Source organism: Vibrio sp. 10N.247.311.12 (genome assembly GCF_041467515.1).
Classification (GTDB): Bacteria; Pseudomonadota; Gammaproteobacteria; order Enterobacterales; family Vibrionaceae; genus Vibrio; species Vibrio crassostreae_C.
Map to the genome: position 1 here is coordinate 27,555 of NZ_JBFSUV010000042.1, position 20,603 is coordinate 48,157.

19 protein-coding genes and 4 pseudogenes are annotated in these 20,603 nt (G+C 43.5%); 9 read left to right on the top strand and 14 right to left on the bottom strand.

Features of this window, described 5'->3' with window-relative positions; translation table 11 throughout:
- Positions 1 to 97: 97 nt before the first annotated feature.
- Both AB6E30_RS17390 and AB6E30_RS17395 read right to left on the bottom strand, forming a co-directional pair.
- Complete coding sequence (locus tag AB6E30_RS17390) at positions 98 to 661, bottom strand: hypothetical protein (RefSeq protein ID WP_050645430.1); 564 nt, start codon at positions 659 to 661, stop codon at positions 98 to 100.
- Between the two features lie 70 nt (positions 662 to 731).
- Positions 732 to 2,240, bottom strand: a complete 1,509-nt coding sequence (locus AB6E30_RS17395; RefSeq protein ID WP_102321477.1) for a DUF3360 domain-containing protein — start codon at positions 2,238 to 2,240, stop codon at positions 732 to 734.
- A gap of 317 nt (positions 2,241 to 2,557) precedes the next feature.
- Here AB6E30_RS17395 and AB6E30_RS17400 point away from each other — a divergent pair, with 317 nt between their 5' ends.
- The 3 genes from AB6E30_RS17400 (at position 2,558) to AB6E30_RS17410 (ending at position 4,236) form a co-directional block, all read left to right on the top strand.
- A complete protein-coding gene (locus AB6E30_RS17400; RefSeq protein ID WP_017059071.1) occupies positions 2,558 to 2,896 on the top strand; it encodes a hypothetical protein in 339 nt (112 codons plus the stop codon).
- An 83-nt stretch (positions 2,897 to 2,979) separates the two neighbouring features.
- Positions 2,980 to 3,852, top strand: a complete 873-nt coding sequence (locus AB6E30_RS17405) for a patatin-like phospholipase family protein (RefSeq protein WP_102321478.1) — start codon at positions 2,980 to 2,982, stop codon at positions 3,850 to 3,852.
- A 15-nt stretch (positions 3,853 to 3,867) separates the two neighbouring features.
- Entirely contained in the window at positions 3,868 to 4,236 is a 369-nt protein-coding gene (locus AB6E30_RS17410; RefSeq protein ID WP_372104618.1) for a hypothetical protein, read from the top strand.
- Between the two features lie 167 nt (positions 4,237 to 4,403).
- Here AB6E30_RS17410 and AB6E30_RS17415 read toward each other — a convergent pair whose 3' ends face one another.
- The 3 genes from AB6E30_RS17415 to AB6E30_RS17425 form a co-directional block, all read right to left on the bottom strand.
- Complete coding sequence (locus tag AB6E30_RS17415) at positions 4,404 to 5,084, bottom strand: haloacid dehalogenase type II (RefSeq protein ID WP_017065459.1); 681 nt, start codon at positions 5,082 to 5,084, stop codon at positions 4,404 to 4,406.
- 197 nt (positions 5,085 to 5,281) lie between these two features.
- The gene (locus AB6E30_RS17420) at positions 5,282 to 6,085 is read right to left on the bottom strand and encodes a MetQ/NlpA family ABC transporter substrate-binding protein (RefSeq protein WP_076646636.1); all 804 of its coding nucleotides are present in this window, start codon (positions 6,083 to 6,085) and stop codon (positions 5,282 to 5,284) included.
- Positions 6,086 to 6,416: 331 nt separating this feature from the next.
- Positions 6,417 to 7,325, bottom strand: coding sequence for a dienelactone hydrolase family protein (locus tag AB6E30_RS17425; RefSeq protein ID WP_017059076.1), 909 nt, complete (start codon positions 7,323 to 7,325; stop codon positions 6,417 to 6,419).
- 408 nt (positions 7,326 to 7,733) lie between these two features.
- Between AB6E30_RS17425 and AB6E30_RS17430 the strand changes: the two are divergent.
- A pseudogene (locus AB6E30_RS17430) lies at positions 7,734 to 8,334 on the top strand (type II secretion system protein).
- A gap of 11 nt (positions 8,335 to 8,345) precedes the next feature.
- Here the strand turns inward: AB6E30_RS17430 and AB6E30_RS17435 are convergent.
- The gene (locus AB6E30_RS17435) at positions 8,346 to 8,801 is read right to left on the bottom strand and encodes an Lrp/AsnC family transcriptional regulator (RefSeq protein WP_017059083.1); all 456 of its coding nucleotides are present in this window, start codon (positions 8,799 to 8,801) and stop codon (positions 8,346 to 8,348) included.
- Between the two features lie 142 nt (positions 8,802 to 8,943).
- Here AB6E30_RS17435 and AB6E30_RS17440 point away from each other — a divergent pair, with 142 nt between their 5' ends.
- On the top strand, positions 8,944 to 10,755 hold the full coding sequence (locus AB6E30_RS17440; protein ID WP_372104621.1) for a PLP-dependent transferase: 1,812 nt from the start codon (positions 8,944 to 8,946) through the stop codon (positions 10,753 to 10,755).
- 116 nt (positions 10,756 to 10,871) lie between these two features.
- Here the strand turns inward: AB6E30_RS17440 and AB6E30_RS17445 are convergent, their stop codons facing one another.
- Positions 10,872 to 11,114: a hypothetical protein gene (locus tag AB6E30_RS17445; RefSeq protein ID WP_017059085.1), complete on the bottom strand. Its 243-nt coding sequence runs from the start codon at positions 11,112 to 11,114 to the stop codon at positions 10,872 to 10,874.
- 407 nt (positions 11,115 to 11,521) lie between these two features.
- On the opposite strand from AB6E30_RS17445, the pseudogene AB6E30_RS17450 reads away from it, so the two are divergent.
- Both AB6E30_RS17450 and AB6E30_RS17455 read left to right on the top strand, forming a co-directional pair.
- Positions 11,522 to 11,833 (top strand): annotated as a pseudogene (locus AB6E30_RS17450) (biotin/lipoyl-binding protein); the annotation flags it as partial.
- A pseudogene (locus AB6E30_RS17455) lies at positions 11,821 to 12,636 on the top strand (DUF2955 domain-containing protein); the annotation flags it as partial. The pseudogenes AB6E30_RS17450 and AB6E30_RS17455, both read left to right, overlap by 13 nt.
- Here the strand turns inward: AB6E30_RS17455 and AB6E30_RS17460 are convergent.
- Entirely contained in the window at positions 12,633 to 13,517 is an 885-nt protein-coding gene (locus AB6E30_RS17460; protein ID WP_017059087.1) for a LysR family transcriptional regulator, read from the bottom strand. The pseudogene AB6E30_RS17455 and the gene AB6E30_RS17460 overlap by 4 nt on opposite strands.
- 164 nt (positions 13,518 to 13,681) lie before the next feature.
- Between AB6E30_RS17460 and AB6E30_RS17465 the strand changes: the two genes are divergently transcribed.
- The gene (locus tag AB6E30_RS17465; RefSeq protein WP_372104623.1) at positions 13,682 to 14,182 is read left to right on the top strand and encodes a nuclear transport factor 2 family protein; all 501 of its coding nucleotides are present in this window, start codon (positions 13,682 to 13,684) and stop codon (positions 14,180 to 14,182) included.
- Between the two features lie 197 nt (positions 14,183 to 14,379).
- Positions 14,380 to 15,126, top strand: a complete 747-nt coding sequence (locus tag AB6E30_RS17470) for a nuclear transport factor 2 family protein (protein ID WP_017059089.1) — start codon at positions 14,380 to 14,382, stop codon at positions 15,124 to 15,126.
- A 156-nt stretch (positions 15,127 to 15,282) separates the two neighbouring features.
- Here AB6E30_RS17470 and AB6E30_RS17475 read toward each other — a convergent pair whose 3' ends face one another.
- From AB6E30_RS17475 to AB6E30_RS17500, 6 genes and pseudogenes are all read right to left on the bottom strand, one after another.
- The gene (locus tag AB6E30_RS17475) at positions 15,283 to 16,257 is read right to left on the bottom strand and encodes a GGDEF domain-containing protein (RefSeq protein WP_136982574.1); all 975 of its coding nucleotides are present in this window, start codon (positions 16,255 to 16,257) and stop codon (positions 15,283 to 15,285) included.
- 330 nt (positions 16,258 to 16,587) lie between these two features.
- Positions 16,588 to 16,836: a hypothetical protein gene (locus AB6E30_RS17480; protein ID WP_372104626.1), complete on the bottom strand. Its 249-nt coding sequence runs from the start codon at positions 16,834 to 16,836 to the stop codon at positions 16,588 to 16,590.
- A gap of 378 nt (positions 16,837 to 17,214) precedes the next feature.
- Positions 17,215 to 18,384, bottom strand: a complete 1,170-nt coding sequence (locus AB6E30_RS17485; protein WP_372104628.1) for an MFS transporter — start codon at positions 18,382 to 18,384, stop codon at positions 17,215 to 17,217.
- A 128-nt stretch (positions 18,385 to 18,512) separates the two neighbouring features.
- Positions 18,513 to 18,851 (bottom strand): annotated as a pseudogene (locus AB6E30_RS17490) (LysR substrate-binding domain-containing protein); the annotation flags it as partial.
- A gap of 88 nt (positions 18,852 to 18,939) precedes the next feature.
- Positions 18,940 to 19,665, bottom strand: a complete 726-nt coding sequence (locus tag AB6E30_RS17495; RefSeq protein WP_372104631.1) for a metallophosphoesterase — start codon at positions 19,663 to 19,665, stop codon at positions 18,940 to 18,942.
- Positions 19,666 to 19,744: 79 nt separating this feature from the next.
- Positions 19,745 to 20,239, bottom strand: coding sequence for a YcxB family protein (locus AB6E30_RS17500; RefSeq protein ID WP_017059097.1), 495 nt, complete (start codon positions 20,237 to 20,239; stop codon positions 19,745 to 19,747).
- Positions 20,240 to 20,603 lie beyond the last annotated feature (364 nt).

Genomic DNA, 20,603 nt, shown 5'->3' on the forward strand with positions numbered 1-20,603 from the left:
AGGGGTGTGAACACAGAATTGGACAAAAATGGCGAGGTTAAATGTACTCATGATTCAGAAAAAAATAACGAAGTCTAACCTATCCATTACTACGAAATTACAGCTTTACGATGCCACGAGTCACTTTAATGCCACCAATTAAAGTAGAACCACCGTAGTCTTTCGCTAATCTTAATAAAGTGTCATGAAATCCATGATTTGGGAAAGCTTGTTCTACTTCTGCAATCATGGACTTAGGGAGCCCTTTTTTAACCATTCCTTTTGATGCATCAATCCAGTCCGCTTTTCGACAAGCTTCTATAACTTTTTCATGTGGACCTTTATACGGTGTGATTTTGTGATGCCAGTGAATAGCGCCTTTTAGAGCATCAGGGTCTAATCCCCAATTTTCCTTTTCATTGTCATTTAATGCCACTGCTTCTGATGGCTCAAGGTAAGCGAGTTCATGGTCAGTCCACAGGCCAATATCATGATAGACAAATGCGGTTTCGACTAACTTTTCAAATTGTTCATCATAATCTAGAAAGTGCATTGCATAAGTGATTGTTCTATAAACATGATTACGATAGCCAAGATAATCTTCCCCAATCAGCTCTTTATAACGCTCAAGTAGTAACTCTACCCGTGGTCTCTCTAGCTTTATTTGAATCTTACTGCCCATGATTATTTCCTTATTAAATCATTCTGTTGTTCATTGAGGAGTTTAGACCAAAAATCGATATTAATTGATATTAACGAAAACTCGGGATAATCGCTGGTATGCCCGGTAGAAGGCCAACCAGCGCCATTACACCACTTAGCACAATAAACATAATGCCAGGCAATACCCAGCGGCTCATTTTACTCAGTTCACTACTACGTTCTTTACAACCGACTAAGCCTAAGTTATCTAACAGCATGGTGAGAGCCCAGCCAAATGCAGGGTTAACGAGCGCTGAAGAGAACACAACAATCGCTGCCGACTGTGTGGTTTTTCCTTCACGCGTCATTTCCATTCCAGCTTCTAGCAATGGAACAAATACCCCAACAATTAGCGCGACACAAAGTACCGGTTGCCAGATAGCTAAATCCATCGGGTAACCCCAAACTGCGGCGATGATACAGAACAGAGCTGTAAGCAATGCACCAGCAGGAATAGGGCGTTTAGCTATCGCCGCTGGTACGATGTAAGTCCCCCATGAAGACGTAAAGTTAGTACCGCCAAGCAGAGAACCGAACGTTTGACGAATTGATGCCGTGGTCATGGTGTCGTCGATGTTCATGTGTACTTTTTCGGTACGTTCTGGGTAGCTGATCTTTTGGAATACTTGATGCCCTAAGAAATCCGGTGACCACATCGCTACGGCTAGAATCGCAAACGGCAATACCACCATGAAGTGTTCAATCGTCGGTAGGCCTAGCATCCAACCTGTATTTTCTCCCCACCAATACATAGGGTTCATGTTGGGCAAGCCTGGCTCAGTGTGGAAAGCAAATGGGGCGCCCATGGCAAATGCAATCGTACCACCCAACAAGCAGCTAAGAGGTACTGCTAACCAACGTTTGCGGAAGTGTTCCAGTAGCGCGTACAAGATAATGGTGCAAAAGATCACCACAAACGCGATGTGGCTCATACCGATTCCTTCAGCCCAAGCGAAAAGCTTTTTCACTTGAGAGGCGGTTCCAACAAAGCCGAGGTAGAGCAATAAGCCGCCACACACGCCTTTACTGGTGAGGTTGGCCAACATGCTGCCACCTTTACTGATGGCTAAGATGAGGCCAAAAGCGCCAATCAACAGGCCAAACGCCATCGGGTGTCCACCTGCTGCAACCACAATCGGAATCAAAGGGATAAGTGGGCCGTGGGTCCCTGCGAGGTTTGCAGTCGGCAATAAAAAGCCAGAGAAAATAATAATGAAAACAGAGGCGATGAGCAGTTCATAACGAACGTTTTCTAGAATGAAGTCTTCATTTAATCCGAGAGCCCCAGCAAAGGTGGCTGCAATCGCGCCCACCATAACCACTTTACCAATGGTCGCCGCCATCGCTGGGATGGTGTCTTCTATCTCAAATCGATAATCTTTAAACGGCAAATTTGGACGCCAGCGCTTAGGCGACATGATTTGCAATTCGTGTTCTAGATACTGTTCTCGGGATTCAAACTCTGAGCTTGGTTTATGTTGTTGTTCATAGGTGAGTTCATCCTCATTGGCTTGAGGCTTCTCTGTTTGTATATGTGCGGACTCTAAAGTAGTGCTCATTTTGATTCCTTTCGTTCACACTCTTAGGTGTGTTATTCCAACAAACGTTGTTGACTCACGGTATGAAGTGCAAACAATGCGTCAACTTATAATCAAAAACCCATTAACATTTAGTTGTTAGTACCTTATACCAAACCAAAAAAAACAAATAGACTCAGTCGGTTAGACATTAGTCGTAGAGTCGGACGACGAGTATTAGACCCTGTAGATAGTATGTGTCTGGTTATTTGTAGTCCCTTAATTTCTCCCACGTTCTGCACTTGATAGTGATAGAATCTCCGCATTAGAGTTATCGAGAAACTAGGTATTTATAAACAATGTTTATCCATCACGTAAATGGCATCGACTGGCTGGTAATTACAGCCTTTGAAGAACTGAAAACTATGTTTATCGAAGATGCAGGCCCAATCCCAGCTTGCTTTTCTACCGCCAGCGAGTTGAGCCTGATTGATCAAGCCAAACGCAGTTATGGATTTTTGCCTAAACTCCGCGGTGTGATCACCGATACCGGCACTTTTCAAAGTAGAGATATTGAAGAAGATTTGAACCCACAGCTTGCGTGTATCGTTGAAGGGCGTGGTCGGGTTTTTATCTATCACGGCGACTACGTGGCTTTTGTCGATGACGAGCAAACCTTCATTACCCGTATGGACTGAGAGTGATTCAGTGAGTTGAGATCGGCGAATTGGTAAATCGGCGAGTTAGCCCACCTAGAATTTAAAACTAAAGGATTAATATGATGGCAAAAACGATCTCATTGGTACTTGGCAGTGGTGGCGCAAGAGGCTTGGTTCACGTTGGAGTCATCCGCTGGTTAATTGAGCATGGCTATCAGATAAAATCCATTTCTGGCTGTTCAATTGGCGCACTTATCGGTGGTGTCTACGCTGCGGGCAAGTTGGATGAATTTGAAGAGTGGGTCACCAGTATCGATCAAGGTGATATGGCGATGTTGTTGGACTTTTCATGGCAGTCGAGTGGTATGTTCAAAGGGGACAAGATCATCGACACACTGCGTGGGCTGATCGGCGAGATTTCAATTGAAGATCTGCCTATCCCTTATACCGCAGTTGCTGCCAACGTCGCCGAAGAAAAAGAGGTTTGGCTGCAATCCGGTTCTCTGTTTGATGCCATTCGCGCCTCCATCTCTTTGCCACTGTTCTTCACTCCACATGTCATTAATGGTGAAGTGCTGATTGATGGCGGAGTGCTCAATCCCGTACCGATTGCGCCTACCTTTAGTGATAAGACAGACTTTACTCTGGCTGTGAACTTAGGTGGTGAACCCGAAATGCTTCAAAAGGAAGTGATACCGGTTTCCCTACCAACAAAAGAGAGTAACCTGCATGAGAAGGTTGTTCACTTTATCGATAATCTCGGTAACAGTGTAAAAAGTAAAATGAGCTTCAATTTTGCTGCTTACGACATTGCCAACCAAGCGTTTGATGCGATGCAATCGACCATTGCTCGCCAGAAGCTGGCCGCTTATCCCGCCGATATTACGCTTGAGATCCCACGTAATGCTTGTGGCACCTTAGAGTTCGATCGCTCACAAGAGATGATAGACAGAGGTTACCATTTGGCACAGGCTAAACTGGGCAACCGACTTTAATGTATTTTCAGCTGAATGAGGGTATTTATGGAAACTGAACTCAAACTATCTGAACTCAAAGAATTGGTCACAACAAAAGATGTCATCGTGCTCACCAGCATAGAAGAGCCTGCTGTATCTTGGTTGATAGATTGCTATCAAGAGAATGCTGATATCCAAATTATCGAGAACGCACACCAACTAGATACTGAAGCGGTTTTGGCGCAATGTCGAAGCAGCCTGAGTGAAAGTAAAAAGGTAATACTTACCGCGCAGTTTCGTAGCCAACTGCCTATCATCAATATCGCTTCACTGTGTAACGAGAAGCGCAAGTCATTGACCAATATTGAGTTATTAGGCTGGGATGAAGACAAACGCGTTCCTCATTCTTACAGTAGTTTCTAGCTTATATTTGTTGCTAGGTAACTGCAGTTTTTAGGTAACCGACAGCGTCTCTATAACCAGAGCAGTTCAACACAAGGTTGATCAAAGCGGTTAAGTCAGTGTCCGGAATTTGTTGACCACTACAGGGTGGTTGTATCGAATCAGGAGTAGAAAAGTCTCTTGAGATTTTACTTGTCTAAATTGTGCTTAATTATTTGTTCCACCACACCATTCATCGTCCTTGAGCTAATCTCCGGTTTCAAATACAAGGAATGATACTCAACTCCTGTTCGGTCTATATAGGCTGCTTGTAAGCCAGCGGATAGCGCACCATGAGTGTCCCAATCATGAGTAGCGACAAGACGAAGGTTTTCGACAGGCTCTTTTAAAGTTTCGGCTGCAAAGTTATACACATCTGAATTGGGTTTGAAACTGCCTGTTTCTTCAACGGAAATGACGGTGTCGAAATAATCTTCTAAGCCTGAGTTCTTGATTTGAGAAGTGATGAGATCGAGGGATGAGTTGGAAAAAGCGACGGTTTTAAACCCGTTCTCGCGCAATTTGAGCAAAGACGCTTTGATATCTGTGTGCGGTGGTAGATTGGCAAAAGAAGTTAACAAGGCTCCTTTGCTTTCCGCCGTTAAATCACACTTGTACCGTTGTGCAATAGCGTTGAGCGCTGCATTCGCTAATTCAGAAAAAGTAGATTTTACGTTTGTTGCGATGCAAACCGTTGAAGAGTGTAAAAGCTTTGAAAACCAAAGTGATAATGCATCCTCCTTTCCAAACACCGCTTTAAATTTAGGCTGTAATGACTCCAAATTTAAAACCGTTTCGTTTATATCAAAAAGTATCACTTCTTTTTTCATGCAAAGCCCCCAGATTTAATTGAATTTTATGCTTACATAATCTGCTCTGACGATATGGTTTTCAACCTCCATTCAAGTAACTAAAGCTTTGCTCTCTAATTTGAAAAGAAGCTGGAATGCGTCAACGACAACCCGCCAACTCAAATCTGGCGTTGCTTTATGAGTATCATGCAACGCCAAATCTGAAACGATTTAGCTTAATTTGCGGCTTCGATGGTGCCTTTGAAAGTGCTGTCTAAAAAGTCATTGATCTCTTGTGAGTGGTAAATTGAGATAATCTTTTTATACGTTTCATTATTTTTGTCTTCTTCTCGCGCCGCAACAACCATCACTGCTAAAGGTGCGTCTTTTTTCTCTAAGTAAATGCCTTGTTTCTTAGGATCGAGTCCAGCCGACATTACATAGTTCATGGTGATTGCAGCAGCATCTACATCGTCAAGAGAGCGGGGTAACTGCGCGGCATCCACTTCAACAAATCGAATGTTCTTCGGGTTGCTAACAATATCGTTTAAAGATGCGTTGAAACCAGCGTTGTCTTTTAATGAAATCAGCCCGGCATCTTCAAGCAGTAATAGTCCACGCCCGCCATTCGTTGGGTCGTTTGGAATCGCGATTCGTGCGTTATCAGGGATAGAGTCAAGCGAAGTGTACTTGTTAGAGTAAACGCCCATACGCATCAAAATTGAACGTCCGATAGAAACTAACTTGCTATCGTGATTGTCGTTAAAGTTGTCGAGAAATGGCTGATGTTGGTAGCTATTGAGTTGGATACTTCCATCATCTAATGCTGCGTTAGGGGTGATGTAGTCTGAGAATTCAACTAGCTCAATGTTAATCCCTTGCTTTGCTGCTTCTTTGGCGACTGCCTGTACAACTTGTGCATGTGGGCCAACTGTCGCCCCAATCTTGATGACAGCCTCGTCTTTTTTTCCACATCCTGTTACACCGAATACGAAAGCTAATGCCAACAGGGATGCTGTGATTTTTTTGTAGCTGTTCATGATAACTCCATTTAATAAATAAAAGACATGTAGACGTCTAGCTATCTATATTATCTATTTGCGCGATCGGGTCAATAGGTTTGTTTGAAGCGAAGTTACATTGATGAGCGGTTAAGTCAGTGAATCAACGAGGCTTCTGTACGTGAGACTCGACCGACAATCCCCTTCTAACCCCCTTGGTTTACATCTCAAACCTATTGTTGGTAATGGGAAAAGGGAGGAACTGATTACCGACCAACAAAGGCCTCGCGAGTGCGAGGCCTTTTGGGTTTTGTAGGGAATAGGGCAGTCACTCGGAATCTAAAGAAAACGGGTTCAGTAAAGCTAACTATTAAGAAAGCTTTTGGTTAAAGAACTCAAGTGTACGTTTCCAAGCTAACTCTGCTTCTTCTTCAGCATAGCGGCCAGTTGAATCGTTATGGAAGCCATGGTTCACGCCGTCATAGATGTAAGCTGTGTAGTCTGCTTCGTTCTCTTTGAGTTCGGCTTCATAATCTGGCCAAGTCGCATTCACGCGTTTATCGATTCCCGCAAATTGGATGAGCAAGGGGCCTTTTACATTTTTTCTTAAATCTGGTGCGGCAGGAGTACCATAAAATGGAACGCCTGCATCGAGTTGCTCTGGCATGACAGCGGCCAACATATTCACGATATAGCCACCGAAGCAGAAACCGACTGCGCCTAGCTTACCGTTACTTTTTTCATGGGACTTCAAGAAGTTTGCCGCTGCGATAAAGTCTTCTTCGATTTTCTCTTTTGATAGCGACTTCTGCATCGTTCGACCTTCATCATCATTACCTGGATACCCGCCAAGCGAATAGAGTGCATCAGGTGCAAACGCAATAAACCCCGCCGCTGCGAGTCGTCTTGCCACATCCTTTATGTATGGATTGAGGCCTCTATTTTCATGAATGACCAATACAACAGGCGCATTGCCCTCTAACTCTTTGGGTACAACCAAGTAACCATAGCCTTCGCCGTGTCCTTTAGGTGAAGGAAACTTCTCGTAGGTTGCTTTGATGGAAGGGTCATTGAAAGAGACTTGCTCTGCCTGCGCATAATTAGGAATCAGTGCAGAAGTTAGCGTCGTCATGGTTAAGCCAAGTACAGCTAGCCCAGATAGACGAGCCATAAACTCTCTGCGATCAATCAGGCCGTGTGCATATTCGTCGTACCAATCAAATGCTTCTTGAGGGATAGATCGAGTCGGCGTTGATTGAGATTCGGTATTTGGATTCATAACTTTTCCTTGTTGTGAGTTGTTTGACCAATCAACTATAGTGGAAAATTTGATATAATTGAACGATCGCTCAATAATTTTTGAGCTATTTGTTATATCAAAGTACAAAAATTAGATGACAGTCCGATAAAACGATCACTTCGAATCGATTTCCATCGCTTTGGTTTGTTTTACGGAGCAATTCAATACAAGGTTGATTTGAGGGTTACGTCAGTGAAGTCGGGTGTGATGATTGTTTGTTTTTAGGGAGGCTCTAAATCGAAGTTGGGCACATTAGAGCTAGGCTTATTTTCCGCAGACATGGACAAGTAAGTTTCAATGCAAAACGCTTGATTTTACTCTGGTATAATCTTTCTCATAGGGACGACCTTAGCGTTATCAGAACCTTCTTGATGAGAGATAAAATAGATGTTGAAACTTCTGCGTCAGATAAAAAAATGGAAACTTGTAACGTTTTTTTATCTACAACCAGTTCGGGAACCGTATGTCCCGTGTCGACGAGGCAAAATTTCTAATCGGCCAACTGAATACTGTTTTGGATGCCGCTGAGCAATATTCTCGTGATAATGGCTCTCTGCCTCCTATTGCTTCCGATACCGATACGAACTTCGGCTACTTAAACATCAATCACTTAATTGTAAATCCGGGCTTATCCACATGGAAAGGGCCGTACCTACCTTATGAAGATACATGGATAGGTGGCGATCAGTACATCGACCACCCAGATTACATAGCAACGCAATTACTGCTTAAGGAAAAGGATAGTCTTTGGATAAGAGGAAGCTCCGAGACAGGTTGCGAATCGTCATCATCCACTTGCTCTGTTGCAGCTTGTATCTGGTTGGTACCAACAAAAGTCGCACAAGAAATTAATAAGATTGTGGACGGCAGTTCGAGTATAGAAAGCTCAGATGCGACAGGAAAAATACGTTACGAAAAAGCTTTTGGTGGCGCTCTTATCTGTATGATTGGAGATGATTATCCAATGCCTTCAGCACAGACAAATTAAGTCGTTTCTAATTACCTCACTGGCAACTTGGTCTTAGTTTTTACCTGACCGAAGGCGAAGCTGGATTCAATAGAAGCAATATTAGGCAGGCGAGTTAGTTGTTTACGGATGAACTGCTCGTAGCTTTTTAGCGATTCACTGACTACATGCAATAGGTAGTCGTGATTGCCCGTCATCAGAAAACACTCTAACACCTCGTCAATCACTTCAATGTGCTGCTCAAAGTCTCGCATGTTCTCTTCTGTCGGCTTTTCAAGTTTCACCAACACAAACACATTGACTGGCAGGCCACACGCTTCTTGGTCGACACTGGCGTGGTAACCACGAATTATCCCTTGTTTCTCTAATGCTCGAACTCGGCGTAAGCAAGGAGAGGGCGACAGTGCTACTCGATCGGCCAACTCTTGATTAGACAGCCGAGCGTTGTTTTGCAGTTCAGCCAGTATTTTCTTGTCGATCTCGTCCATTGGCATAATCCATCAATATTGAATTTAGTTTGGCAATATTATTGCTCAAAGTGTATGTCTTACTTCGCAAATAGCAATTTTTAACATCTGCCCAAAACTAAAATTAAAGAAGGAACAACAAGCATGGAATGACTTAGGAATTATGAATACTTCAACTCAACTTAGCCCGCTGCGTAAAACCACCAAACACGAACAAGCAGAAGCTCTTGCCGTTGAGCAAGCAAAGCATTTTGGTATCGACCCAAATAGCGATTACGGCATCACGCTGATTGAACTGGCGACGACACTGTACCAAGCCAATACCAAGACACACGATCTTTGGGCATTGACGGTTGATGGACTTTCAGAGCTCGATAAAAGTGACCGAATCGCTTGGTTTAACGCCAAACGTTTTTTGTCATTCCAGATCGCTAAGATCCTCGATAATCTGCAAAACCCAATGCGCGCCACTTACCAGTCTATTGCCACCAATAATGGTAATTTTGCGTCTAAAGGTGCGTATCCAATTTTCGATAATGTCGCTGCTATATTTTCTGCAAGCCCTGTGATTACACGTACCGCGACCTATTTGTTTGCGTGTACAGAATGGATTGAAGATGCGTTTAACGGTAAAGAGCCGTTGCACGATATATATTCTCGACTGCTTAACCCTACATCGATTTCACTGGCTAACCATATGGTTGATATCGAGGCAGGCTCTAGAGCCAACGAATACCTCGCATGGAACTTTAATTCGGGTATGGCGGCCATTGATGGATTGTTGAGCCATTTACTTGGACATGAAGACATAGTCTTGGCTTCACGTAATATCTATGGCGGTTCTTACCAGTTGTTGGAAGATTGGTTTGGGAAACCGTCTAACCTAAATGTCGCGGTAGAGTGGGTGGATGGTTACTCCGGTGATGAGTTTGCGACGCGCCTTGATGAGGTTGCTGATAAATACGCAGATCGCATCGCTGCAGGTAAGAAAATCTACGTTTACCTAGAGTCACCGTGTAACCCGCATGGATACGTGTTGGATGTTGCTAGCATCAGTAAAGCTGGTCACTCTCGTGGTTGGGATGTGATTGTTGACTCAACAGTGGGTACACCATTGTTGCACCCAGTACTAAAACGTGACGATGTGATGGAAAGACCAGATTATGTGATTCACTCCTACACCAAAGAACTGGCGGGTTCTGGCACCACAACCGCTGGAGTTGTGATTGGCCGCAACGAGACCATGTTTATTCCAAAAGGAGAGGAGGTCACTTTCACCAAGTCCAACGGCGATGAGGTCACCATTCCATGGGACGAAACGCTGTTTTGGAATGTGTACTACATTAAGGGCGCATTCCTAGACGCAGACAAAGCGTTTGAAGTGCTCAATGGTATGAAAACGTATGAGATGCGAGTGGTGCAAAAAACGATTAATACACTGACTCTCGCGAAGATCTTTGATGCTCACCCAGACATCAATGTGTCGTGTCCTGCTTTGCCAGATAGTGATAACTATGAACACTGCCAGAACAACATGTACTTGGGGCTACCAGCGGCGCTTTTCACTATCGATATGGAAGGCAATGGCGACCGTGCGCCAATCAATCGAGATGGCTTCAAACAGTTCTTCGACATGCTTGAGCCCGCTATCGGCATGCAAGTAAGTTTAGGGCAAACCAATACAGTGGCGCTGTGTCCAGCACTGACTACGCACTCAGAACTCAGTGATGAAGCGCTCAATGAAGCCGGTATCAAACCGACGACAATGCGTATCTCTATCGGCTTGGAAGATCCTCGAATGTTCATTGCTCATATTGTCGAGGCGGCTAAATTTTCGATTGACCGCAACCACGTAGATTTCTCATCCAGCTTCCCGAGTGGTGACAATATCGATGAAATCTATATGCAAACTTATATGGATGTACACCAGAAGTTTGTGAAAAGCTTGCCGAAGTTCAGTCAGCTGAGTCAGTAACTTAGGTCAGTTAACAAGATTAGTCAGTTAAAGGCCGTCAATAAAAAAGCACCCAGCTGACTCAATAGTCGGTAGGGTGCTTTCTCGATGATCATATTGGTTTACCAAGTCACTTACTATTTAGGCTGGTGGCCTGTCTTCTTCGCAAGTTCTTGCATAGCCTCGGCAAACGTAGTTGTTCCGCCTTTCGCTTTAACCTGAACCACCTTATATCCTTGGCTTTCCAGCGCTTGGCGCTCTTCTAAAACGGCTTTGTCATCTGGTTGACTGCCTTGCACAGGCTGATGAATGTAATACCCTTCTAATTGACCATCTTCGACCAGTTGGTGGTGTTTCAGTGCATTGATATCAAAATTCATAGTAAGTCTTTTCGCTTTAAATGGAGAGTCTCTGTGGCAAAGGCCGCGAGTCTTTATAATTTTATGGTTTGTACAATAGGCATTTTAACCATAAGAAGCTAGTTCAAATTCAGTAATCTAATGGAATGTAACTGGGTACGGCTTACTTCTTCAATCTTTTATTGAGCGTAGGGAAGGAAAGGGGATGAACGGAATTCTAACGTTTCAATACACCCTTATCTGACCTTTTCGCTCAACCACTGAGCGAAATCGGTACAAATCATCAACCTTTCCAAATGTGGAATCCATACTTCTTTTATTGGCTATATTTTCCAATTGTGAATGGTTATAACCTAGTTTTCGTAGAAAAGAGAATCGAATAAGCCGTGAGCGCGGCGCTTTATAACGAATGAAAACTAGGCACAAGCATGAACGAAAATTTTTATAGATACGCGATTTACACTGTTTTTTCAGCGGCAGCATTGTTCTCCGCTTTTTTAGTCACCTCAGATAATGTTTCCCCTTTCACCACTCAAGCGACTTTGTATCGTAACGTGGCGACCATTGCGCCAGAAGTGTCCGGTGTGATTACCGATGTCATGGTTAGTAATGGCGAGTTGGTTGAAAAAGGTCAGCCATTATTTGCTATCGATGCCAGTAGCTACCAATTGAAAGTGGCACAAGCGCAAGCCGAACTGCATCAAGCGCGTGACTCTGATTCAGCAAAATGGCAGCAAGTACAGCGCTGGTGGTGACTGAGGTATTTTTACAGCATCCGTTTGTGGTGTGGACCATTAGCCTGTTCTTCTTCGATTTTATGCGTCGTCGAGCTACTACACCGGCAAAGAAAGGTCAAATGTTGATGCCAACTTTCAACTGGATTTTGATTGTCGTGTTTGCTCAGCACACCACCATGGATATGCCGATGCGTATTCATGAAATTTTGTTATCCATGTTGATTACCATGGTAGTAGCAAAAACCATGGTGGCTCTGTTCCCTGTTGAGCAAGGAAGCAAGCCTCCTGTATTTAAAGAACAGCCTGTCACATTTGAGAACAGAGCAATTTCACTCGCGTTGATTGGTCTTGGTTTGGCATTCTTGATGATTGTCGACATCATCTCTGCAACGTTCTGCATGGTGCCAGTGATTGCTGCTGCAACCCAAACCACACACAAAAGCTTTATCGACGTGGTTGACCGCCGTTTTCAAACTCAAGTAGGCGGCTGTGCAGTAGCCGCGGTGTTCACCTTGTTGATGGCAGGGCATCAGTCTACATTCGGTTACTACACCATAGTGTTGGGTTTATTTGCCTTTATGATCACCGCATCAATGGCCAAAGCGAAAGGTTCAGCCAGAGACGTTCATGCCGATGCGTTATTGGCGACTATGCTGCCGATTCAGTTGTACATGACCAGTAGTAATTTGGGGTTGGAAAGTACCTTCCTACGCGCTTGGGAGCTGACTGTGACTTTGTTTGTGCTGTGGGCTTTGTGTCATTTTGTTCGTAAGCCTAATGGTGAAGAGCCGGCACTCGTTCGCTAATAATCAAATCCGGCCAACCGATTATGGTCTGATTTGATTGCGCCTTTCATAAAATTAAAAAATGCTTTTACTTTGGCTGAATCTTCTAAATCTTTATGAGTCATCATCCATAGGTCTGTATTTTGGTGCATCACTTCCATATCTACTCTTTGCAGAGTTCCCTTACTGTTACCTAAAAAGCAGGGTAAGTAGGCTAACCCCATCTGATTTTCAGCCGCGATGATCAGGGGCTCAAAAGAGTCGGCTTTCATGACAATTTTGTCTTCCGAAATCAGTTCAGAAACCTGTAGCGAAGCACTGCCTCTATGCATCATTAACCAAGATGCAGACTTTAAGGGGTGCTTACTCTTAAGGCCATTTATATATTCTGGCGATCCGTAAACACCAAAGGCAATTTTACTTAACTTGGTCCCAACTAAATGGGCTGGCAACTCATTTGCCGGGCGAATCGCGATATCTGCATCTAGGTGTGAAATATCCAATTGACGAGATGTGAGGCTGAGTTCTAACTGAATTTTTGGATAAAGCCGATGAAAAGCAGCCAAATGAGTACCCAGAATGAGGCGAGATAACGCATCGGTCGTCGTTATTCTTAGCGTACCTTCTAGCTTCAATTCCTGTCCAAAAACCTTGTGCTCCAATTCTCTTACTGTGGATTCGATAGCGAGAGCTGACTCCAGAAGCTTTTGCCCTTCAACCGTTAGTTTGTATCCGGTAGGAAGTTTATGGAAAATTCGTAATTTGTGACGATACTCAAAGGTGTCAATACGACGTAAAACGGTGCTGTGGTTTACACCAAGTGCTCTTGCCGCGGCCGACAGGGATCCTTCATTCGCCACTGTTAGAACATATTGCAGGTCATCCCATCTTATGTTGTGCATTTGCGCATATCCAACGTGTTCAATTAGTGAGTTTACCAAAAATTTAGCACAGCTATAGTTATCTCAACAAGGCAACAAACAGAACTGAAGTTCAAAGCATGCACTGATGGCACTTTTAATCTCCCACGCATTGAGCTTCAAAATTGACAATCAGGAGAAAGAAAATGTTAAAGAAAAATCTACTTATCGGTCTAGCGAGTCTTCTGGCTTTCTTTCAATTCACTCCAGCCCTTGCAGATGAAACAAAAGCAGTCGATTCAGCAAAGACACTAGAAACGGCTCAAGCATTCTTATGGGCGGCAGGCTCAGGTGATATGGCAAAACTCGAGTCATTAATGGCCGATGATTTTGTCTGGCACAACGAAGGTGACGCCGACATCCCTTGGATCGGTAACTGGGAGTCAAAAGAAAAAGTGCTCAACACTTTCTTTCCTCTATTTGGCGTAGGTTTGAAAGTCACAAGCTGGTCAACAGACTATAGTTTTGTAAACGGCGACCAAGCAGTATTCATGGGCAGCATGAGTGCCATTGCGAATGAATCTGGTGTAGACACGGGTAAATTCAGCTGGGCGGTTCGAGTTCAGGTTGAAGATGGCAAAGTGAAGAGTTGGAACTGGTTTGAGGATAGCTACGCAGTATCTAAAGCTTATCACGCCAAACAGTAACCACAGTGACCAATTAGGTTGTAAAGGCTCGATATGCTGTAGACGTATATCGAGCTTAACTTGGTTTTGAATAGCGACGCGAAGAGCCTATTCAACAATCCGACAGTTAAAAGGACACCTGAGACAATCTAGTTCTGAGTTTCAGTGTACGAGCCAAATAACGTACTTTGGCACTATTAAGTTTGGAGAAACTATCTATGAGCAATAAGCTAGCGAATGCGACTAATCTGTATATGGAAGGTATCCGAGATGGTCATGCATTAGAGGCGGTAACGAAGTACACCGGTCAACGTTATACTCAACATAGCACTGGGGTTCGCAACGGTATTGATGGTTTTGTTGAGTTCTTCGAACCGTTCTTAAAACGCTGCCCTGTTAGAGACATAAAGATCATACGTTCAATCGTCGATGGCCAATTCGTGTTTGTTCAAGCATTCCAAGATATTAATAATGGCGAATATAAGTGGGTGACTACGGATCTATTCGATACCGATAATGACGATAAAATTATTGAACATTGGGATGTGATTTCTGCCTTCGAAGCTCAACCGACGGAAGGGGAAGGTCGACTGCAAGGGCCAATCAATCATACTGACTTAGATAAAACAGAGGAGAATAAGAACCTTATCCGTGATTTTTTATGTGATGTCATGGTACTAGGGCAGAAAGACAAGCTATCAAAGTATCTCCAGCACGAAGAGCTAGCCGTTTATCAAGCCTCAGATGTGAGCCCTTTAGATAGCTATATTGGTGGCTATGACCAAGTGTTCAAGATTGTCGGTCAAGGTAACTTCGTAGCAGCTTACAGCCGAGTTATTGATAATGGTCTCGAGGTTGCGCGTTTTGATCTATTCCGAGTTGAGGGAGGTCAAATTAAAGAGATATGGGTAAACCAAGAGCCCGTGCCACCAAAAGCAGAATGGGTAAATGGCGGGAAGTTCTAGAGTCGCTTTAAGGGAGTTACGCCAATAATGCTATCGCTAAAACAAACCGAAAAAGCGCATCCTTGCTAACCTTACTGGTTGTGTGTGTTTAACCTCTTGAATCTTAGCCAACATGTTTTGTGATGGAAGAATATTTACACTGTTTTACAACTCGGCTTAACGCTCCACAATGCAATCGCGCCCTTGAGATTTTGCGTCGTATAGGGCGTTATCCGCTCTTTTAATTAATGAATTCCAGTCATCGTTTATGAGGGCTTGAGTCACTCCAATGCTGACAGTATACGTGCCAGAAGAGAGCTCTTGATTGGAGTTGTGTTTTGCGTGGTTTCTTATTCTTTCTGCTATCTGCATTGCTTGAACTTTATTCGCTCTAGGTAACATGACAACAAACTCTTCTCCACCATAGCGAAAACAGAAATCGCTTGTGCGGCATGTATCTTCAAGAATTTGACCAAAGTGCTTAATCACATCATCTCCCTTGTCATGACCATAGGTATCATTAATTTTTTTGAAGTGATCTAGGTCGGCAATCAGTACAGAAATGTCACTCTCTCGGCCTGGTTGAACAAGCTTGGGTATCAGTTCTGCTAGGCCTCTACGGTTATAAAGGCCGGTTTGTTCATCAGTGATCGATGAACGATAGGTCTGCTTCAACAAACGATCAGTTAAGATCCAAAACACTGAAAATGCGAGGCTAACAATTGTGATTGTCATGATAACGAAAGACAATTTATGAATATCTGATATCAGGTAATAGTTCGAGTTCGTTCCTTTGGTATGAGCAAGTACGCCCCGAATTGCCATATAGAGAATGTTGATGAACAGGGTCAGGTTCAACAGGCACTTTGCTTCTCTGTTATCGTGCTTTTCCCCTGAATTGTTTGCACAGAGGGCTAAGATACAGATTGTCACAACGAGAATACTTCGAGCCTCGATCCTAGAAGTAACAGAAGGCGCAATTATGGCGCTATAAAGGAAGAAACTAATGCCAAGGGAGCTAATGATGATTGATATTACGAGAAAAGATCGACTTGCTCCTCGTAACACGGTTATGCCGACGAGTAGTAAACCAAAAGCCGTTGCGTATGCACCCTGAAGATTGAGTAACGCCGAACGAAAGTGGGGTAACACTGTCTCCTAACAGCAAAGCAGCATAAGCAATATAATTCACCCCTAACGTGGTGCCTGCGAGTATATATTTATGCGTTAACAACATAGCGCTCGCAACCGTGGCTGCTAACAAAGAGGTATATATAGCTAAGGTGTGAACATCCATGAAATCACCAACAACGTAAAAAATGAACTCCTCAATTCAGTATTGCGCAATTTGTATTATGAATGTTTAGTAGTTAATCATTATTAAACCATATGCTGATGCAGATCAATTTATGCTCAGGTGTGTTTGTAAGTGTCGGCAAGGTACGAGTTATTCCAGACCCCAACTTTGGCTTTGTTATACCTTTATTTTAAATTCTCTAAGCCTGATGTATCGACGCCTTTTAAGGTGTCTTTTGCTACTTCACCTAAATCCGTCGTTGTAGATTTTTGAGGATAACCAGCAGCGGCACCTTTACCGATCGCTGTTGCTTCTGCTTGTAGTTTTTTCCCCTCAGATTCACCCGCGATCCAGCCTTGTTTGTAGTCACTGTCTGATTCAAAACGCTTTCCATCTTTTATGTAGTTTTCGAAGCTATTGCCGCTTTCTTGCATGCCGCTATGCCTACCGTCATGAAAACCTTGTATCTAAGAGGTGTTGTGACCACTCTCAATCAAAGCACTATCACTTGTTCCGCATCCGGACAAAAGAAAAACCAATAAGATTAAAAACAGTTTATTCATACTCAAAGCCTCGGAACTCAGTCGTCTAAATGATAAGAATAGACCAAGATCATCTCGCAAAGGCATAACAGCGCTCTAGGCGGGAAAGCTTGTTTGAGAATCATGATATTCAAAACTTGAGAGAGTAGAGTTACTACTGCCTTATTAGATCTAGAACGATAGCAAATCACTGGGTGGTAATTTGCTATCAATTACAGAGTGAATATCCGTTGTGCATATTGGTAAGTTCAAGAATTAAGACGAGGTGACTTATTGCTTATTTGAACGGTTAACGATAAAACTCAATATCACGACTGCAATACTAAAGCCCACAACACCAATCCAACCCGCACGTTCAAATACCTGAATTCCCACAAATGAACCAAACGCACCACCGAGATAGTAGCCAAGCATATAGATTCCGTTGATACGACTTTGAGCTTGTGGGTCAATTGAGAATACGCGTACTTGGTTCGATACTTGAGCGCTAAATACCCCAAGGTCGATGAGAATGATACCGACGATCAATCCAGCCAATGTGTCAGCGAAAAGCCCCGATATAATAAAACCAGCAGTAATAATAACTAACGCCATACTGATCATGTTTCGAGAGTCAAACTTGCTCACCAGTGACCCTGAAACTTTTGCTCCAATGACTCCAGCAAGAGCAATAACACCAAACATTCCTGCCTGTTGTGCATTGTAGTTAAACGGAGATTCACTGACATGCAGAGCTAACGTCGCCCACAGCGCATTGAACGAAGCAAACCAAAGCGCGCCAGTTAAAGCGGAAGTACGCAGTGTCGCATGCTGCTTGATTAACGTGGCCATGCTCGCAACCAGTTTAAGGTAAGGTATTTTCGTTGTCGGCGTGTTCGTCGGTAAAAAGGCATACAGCAACACACCAAAGACCATCGCAATAATTGCTGACATCATAAATACCGCGCGCCACCCAAACTGCTCACCGATGAACCCACTGAGTGTACGCGAAAGCAAGATGCCCACAGTTAGGCCTGTCATTAATGTGCCAATGACTTTTCCTTTCGTTTCTGGAGTACTTAGTGACGCTGCAAATGGAATCAGCTGCTGAGTGATGTTGGCACTCAAACCAATCGCAAAACACGCAACAACCAGAGCCACTAAGCTAGATGCAGTAAACGCGACAAAAGATGACAACACCAACATGACAGACAAGATCGCTATTAGGCGTCTGCGGGGTAACGTGTCTCCTAAGGGCGATAAGAATAGCAATGCCACGGCATAACCAATCTGACCGGCAGCTGGCACTGCGCCTAGCTGTTCGCTTGTTAACCCTAGCTCTGCGCCGATCTTAGGTAAGATGGGTTGGTTATAATAAAGGTTTGCAGCAGTTGCCGAGACTGCGCTCGACATCAGTAATAAACGTCCTGTGCTCAACACTTCTGTAGTCAATTTTGACATGGTGACACCTTAACTTTGGTTCATCGTTTTAATGAATGATTTCGATGAGCTAAGTCTAAGGTTAGCGATTGAATAACAAAAATAACCATTTGATTTAAATTCTATACGAATATGGTATAGATAACTTTCTAAGCCATGTTTTGTTGAATCGCCTCAATTTCACTCTGTACGACAGCAACAAAGACACTGGCTGTAGGGGATAGAGTATGCGAATGGTGTGTCATCACTAATGGCATTTGTACGTCCACAGATTCAAGATTAACAAATACACATCCCTCACTGCGTAAATCACGAATTGCATGCGGTGCGATAGATACACCTAAGCCAGAAGAGACTTGGGTTAACACGGTTTGCATGTTGTTGGGTTGTTTTTTTATATTTGGAGAGAATCCAGATAGGTCACATTGAGTAATGATGGAGTCAAATAATCCTACCGCTTGTTCACGTTCAAATAAGATAAATTGAATCGCCGCAAGCCTCTTCTATTGGCATAGCTCTATATAGTTTGGTTTATTTGAAAGCTAATCTATGAGGTTTAAGACAGTAAGATAGGGTTCAAAAATAGACAGCTTGGTAGTTGATGGAATCAGTACAGAACGAGATTCGACTTAATCCTATCTTCTCGCTGCGATTGTATTCATTGATCGAGTGGTCAAAGCCATAGGCTGTCGACGGGGCCATATATTGAGTTATGCCTTGCTGTGTCGCTGTTATTTCATCATGGCCATGACCGCAGAACACGTCACGAACGCGATATTTTCGAAGCACTTTCATCACATCAGTATCGTTCTCTAGGCGGATCGCTTTCATCCAATCTGCACCGACTGGAATGACAGGGTGGTGAACAACCACGATAGGATCATTGGCCTTTCTCAATTGTTGTTTTAGCTGAGCCATGCCGCGGTTATCAATACGCCCTGAACCAAGTGGGTGGCGGCTGTCTAGCGGCTTGAAGCTTGAGTCTAGGAACACAAACTCTCGTTCACCGATGGTGGCTTTGTCGGTGACATAAATCGTCGAGCCTTTTAGCTCTGTGCGCATTAAGCGAGAGTCATCATGATTACCCGCAATCACGTAAATGGATTGGTCGCTAATGTGTTGCCTAATGAATGCCTCTAATCGAACGTAGTCGCCAGACTTTGGGTTACAACAAATATCACCAGTCAGAAAGATGGTCTTGCATGCCGTGTTTTTGTTGACGTATTCCAGTGCTCTGCGCAGGTTCTCATAGCTGGATTCATCGGAAAGGTGGCAATCACTGATTTGGTACACGGTATTCATTGTTATTGCCCGGTAATTCGATACGTAGAATTAAAAGTGATAGAAAAATGCCTGCTAAATCAGCAGGCATTTATTGGTGTTATTTCGCTTTTGATGCGGCGTGGTGTTCAATCATGAAGGCAATAGCTTCATCGTTTAAACAAGATTTACTCACATATTGGCGCTGTTTACCGATATGCAGGATAAAACCAAGATCGGTCTGCTCAAGTTGGTCGATGTCACTCCACGCGATGGTGTTGGTCGCTTTGTGGTTTTTGTAACTTACTCCGTTAGCGTCACCTTGAAAGACAATTTTGCTGCCTGCGCCTGAGCTGATTTTTTGTCGCCATAACCACCAGGTTCTTTTGCAGTACACACTGAATGCTTCAATCACACTCAAAACAATAAAGAACCAGCCAACATAGCCGTTAGGTAATAGTTCAAACTCCAGCAAAACCACACCAAAAATAAGAAACAGTATTCCTTTTAAGTAGGCTTTTGGAAATTGAGTCGGAAGGCTAGTTTGATCATAACACTCCGCGAAAAACGTCTTGTCGAGTTTGTATTCTGTAGTGAAACCGGGTTCTTTAGACATGTGAGGCTACTTTATGGTTCTCTGTGAATGGGCTGTCAGTGGGCAGGTGTCCCACGCTGCAATTTTGCAACTTGATTATTGTATCGCTTCTCACTGTTTTTATTTAGATATTTTGGCTCTGTTTTGTAAATCGATGATACTTAACGGGTCTATTCTAACTTTAGCTATCAGACTAGTGTAGGGGCATCTTTAAAGTCACCTAAAAAATTGGTGATGGGATGGATAGACCTGTGGAGTCACCCGGTTGTTGGGACTACTGGCATTTTTGGATAAAACTTCGATCTCATTTTGTTGGTTGATGGAGTCTATTGTAGTGGTACGCTGAATTTGGTCACTTAGTTAGAGGTGATATCATCACCTCATA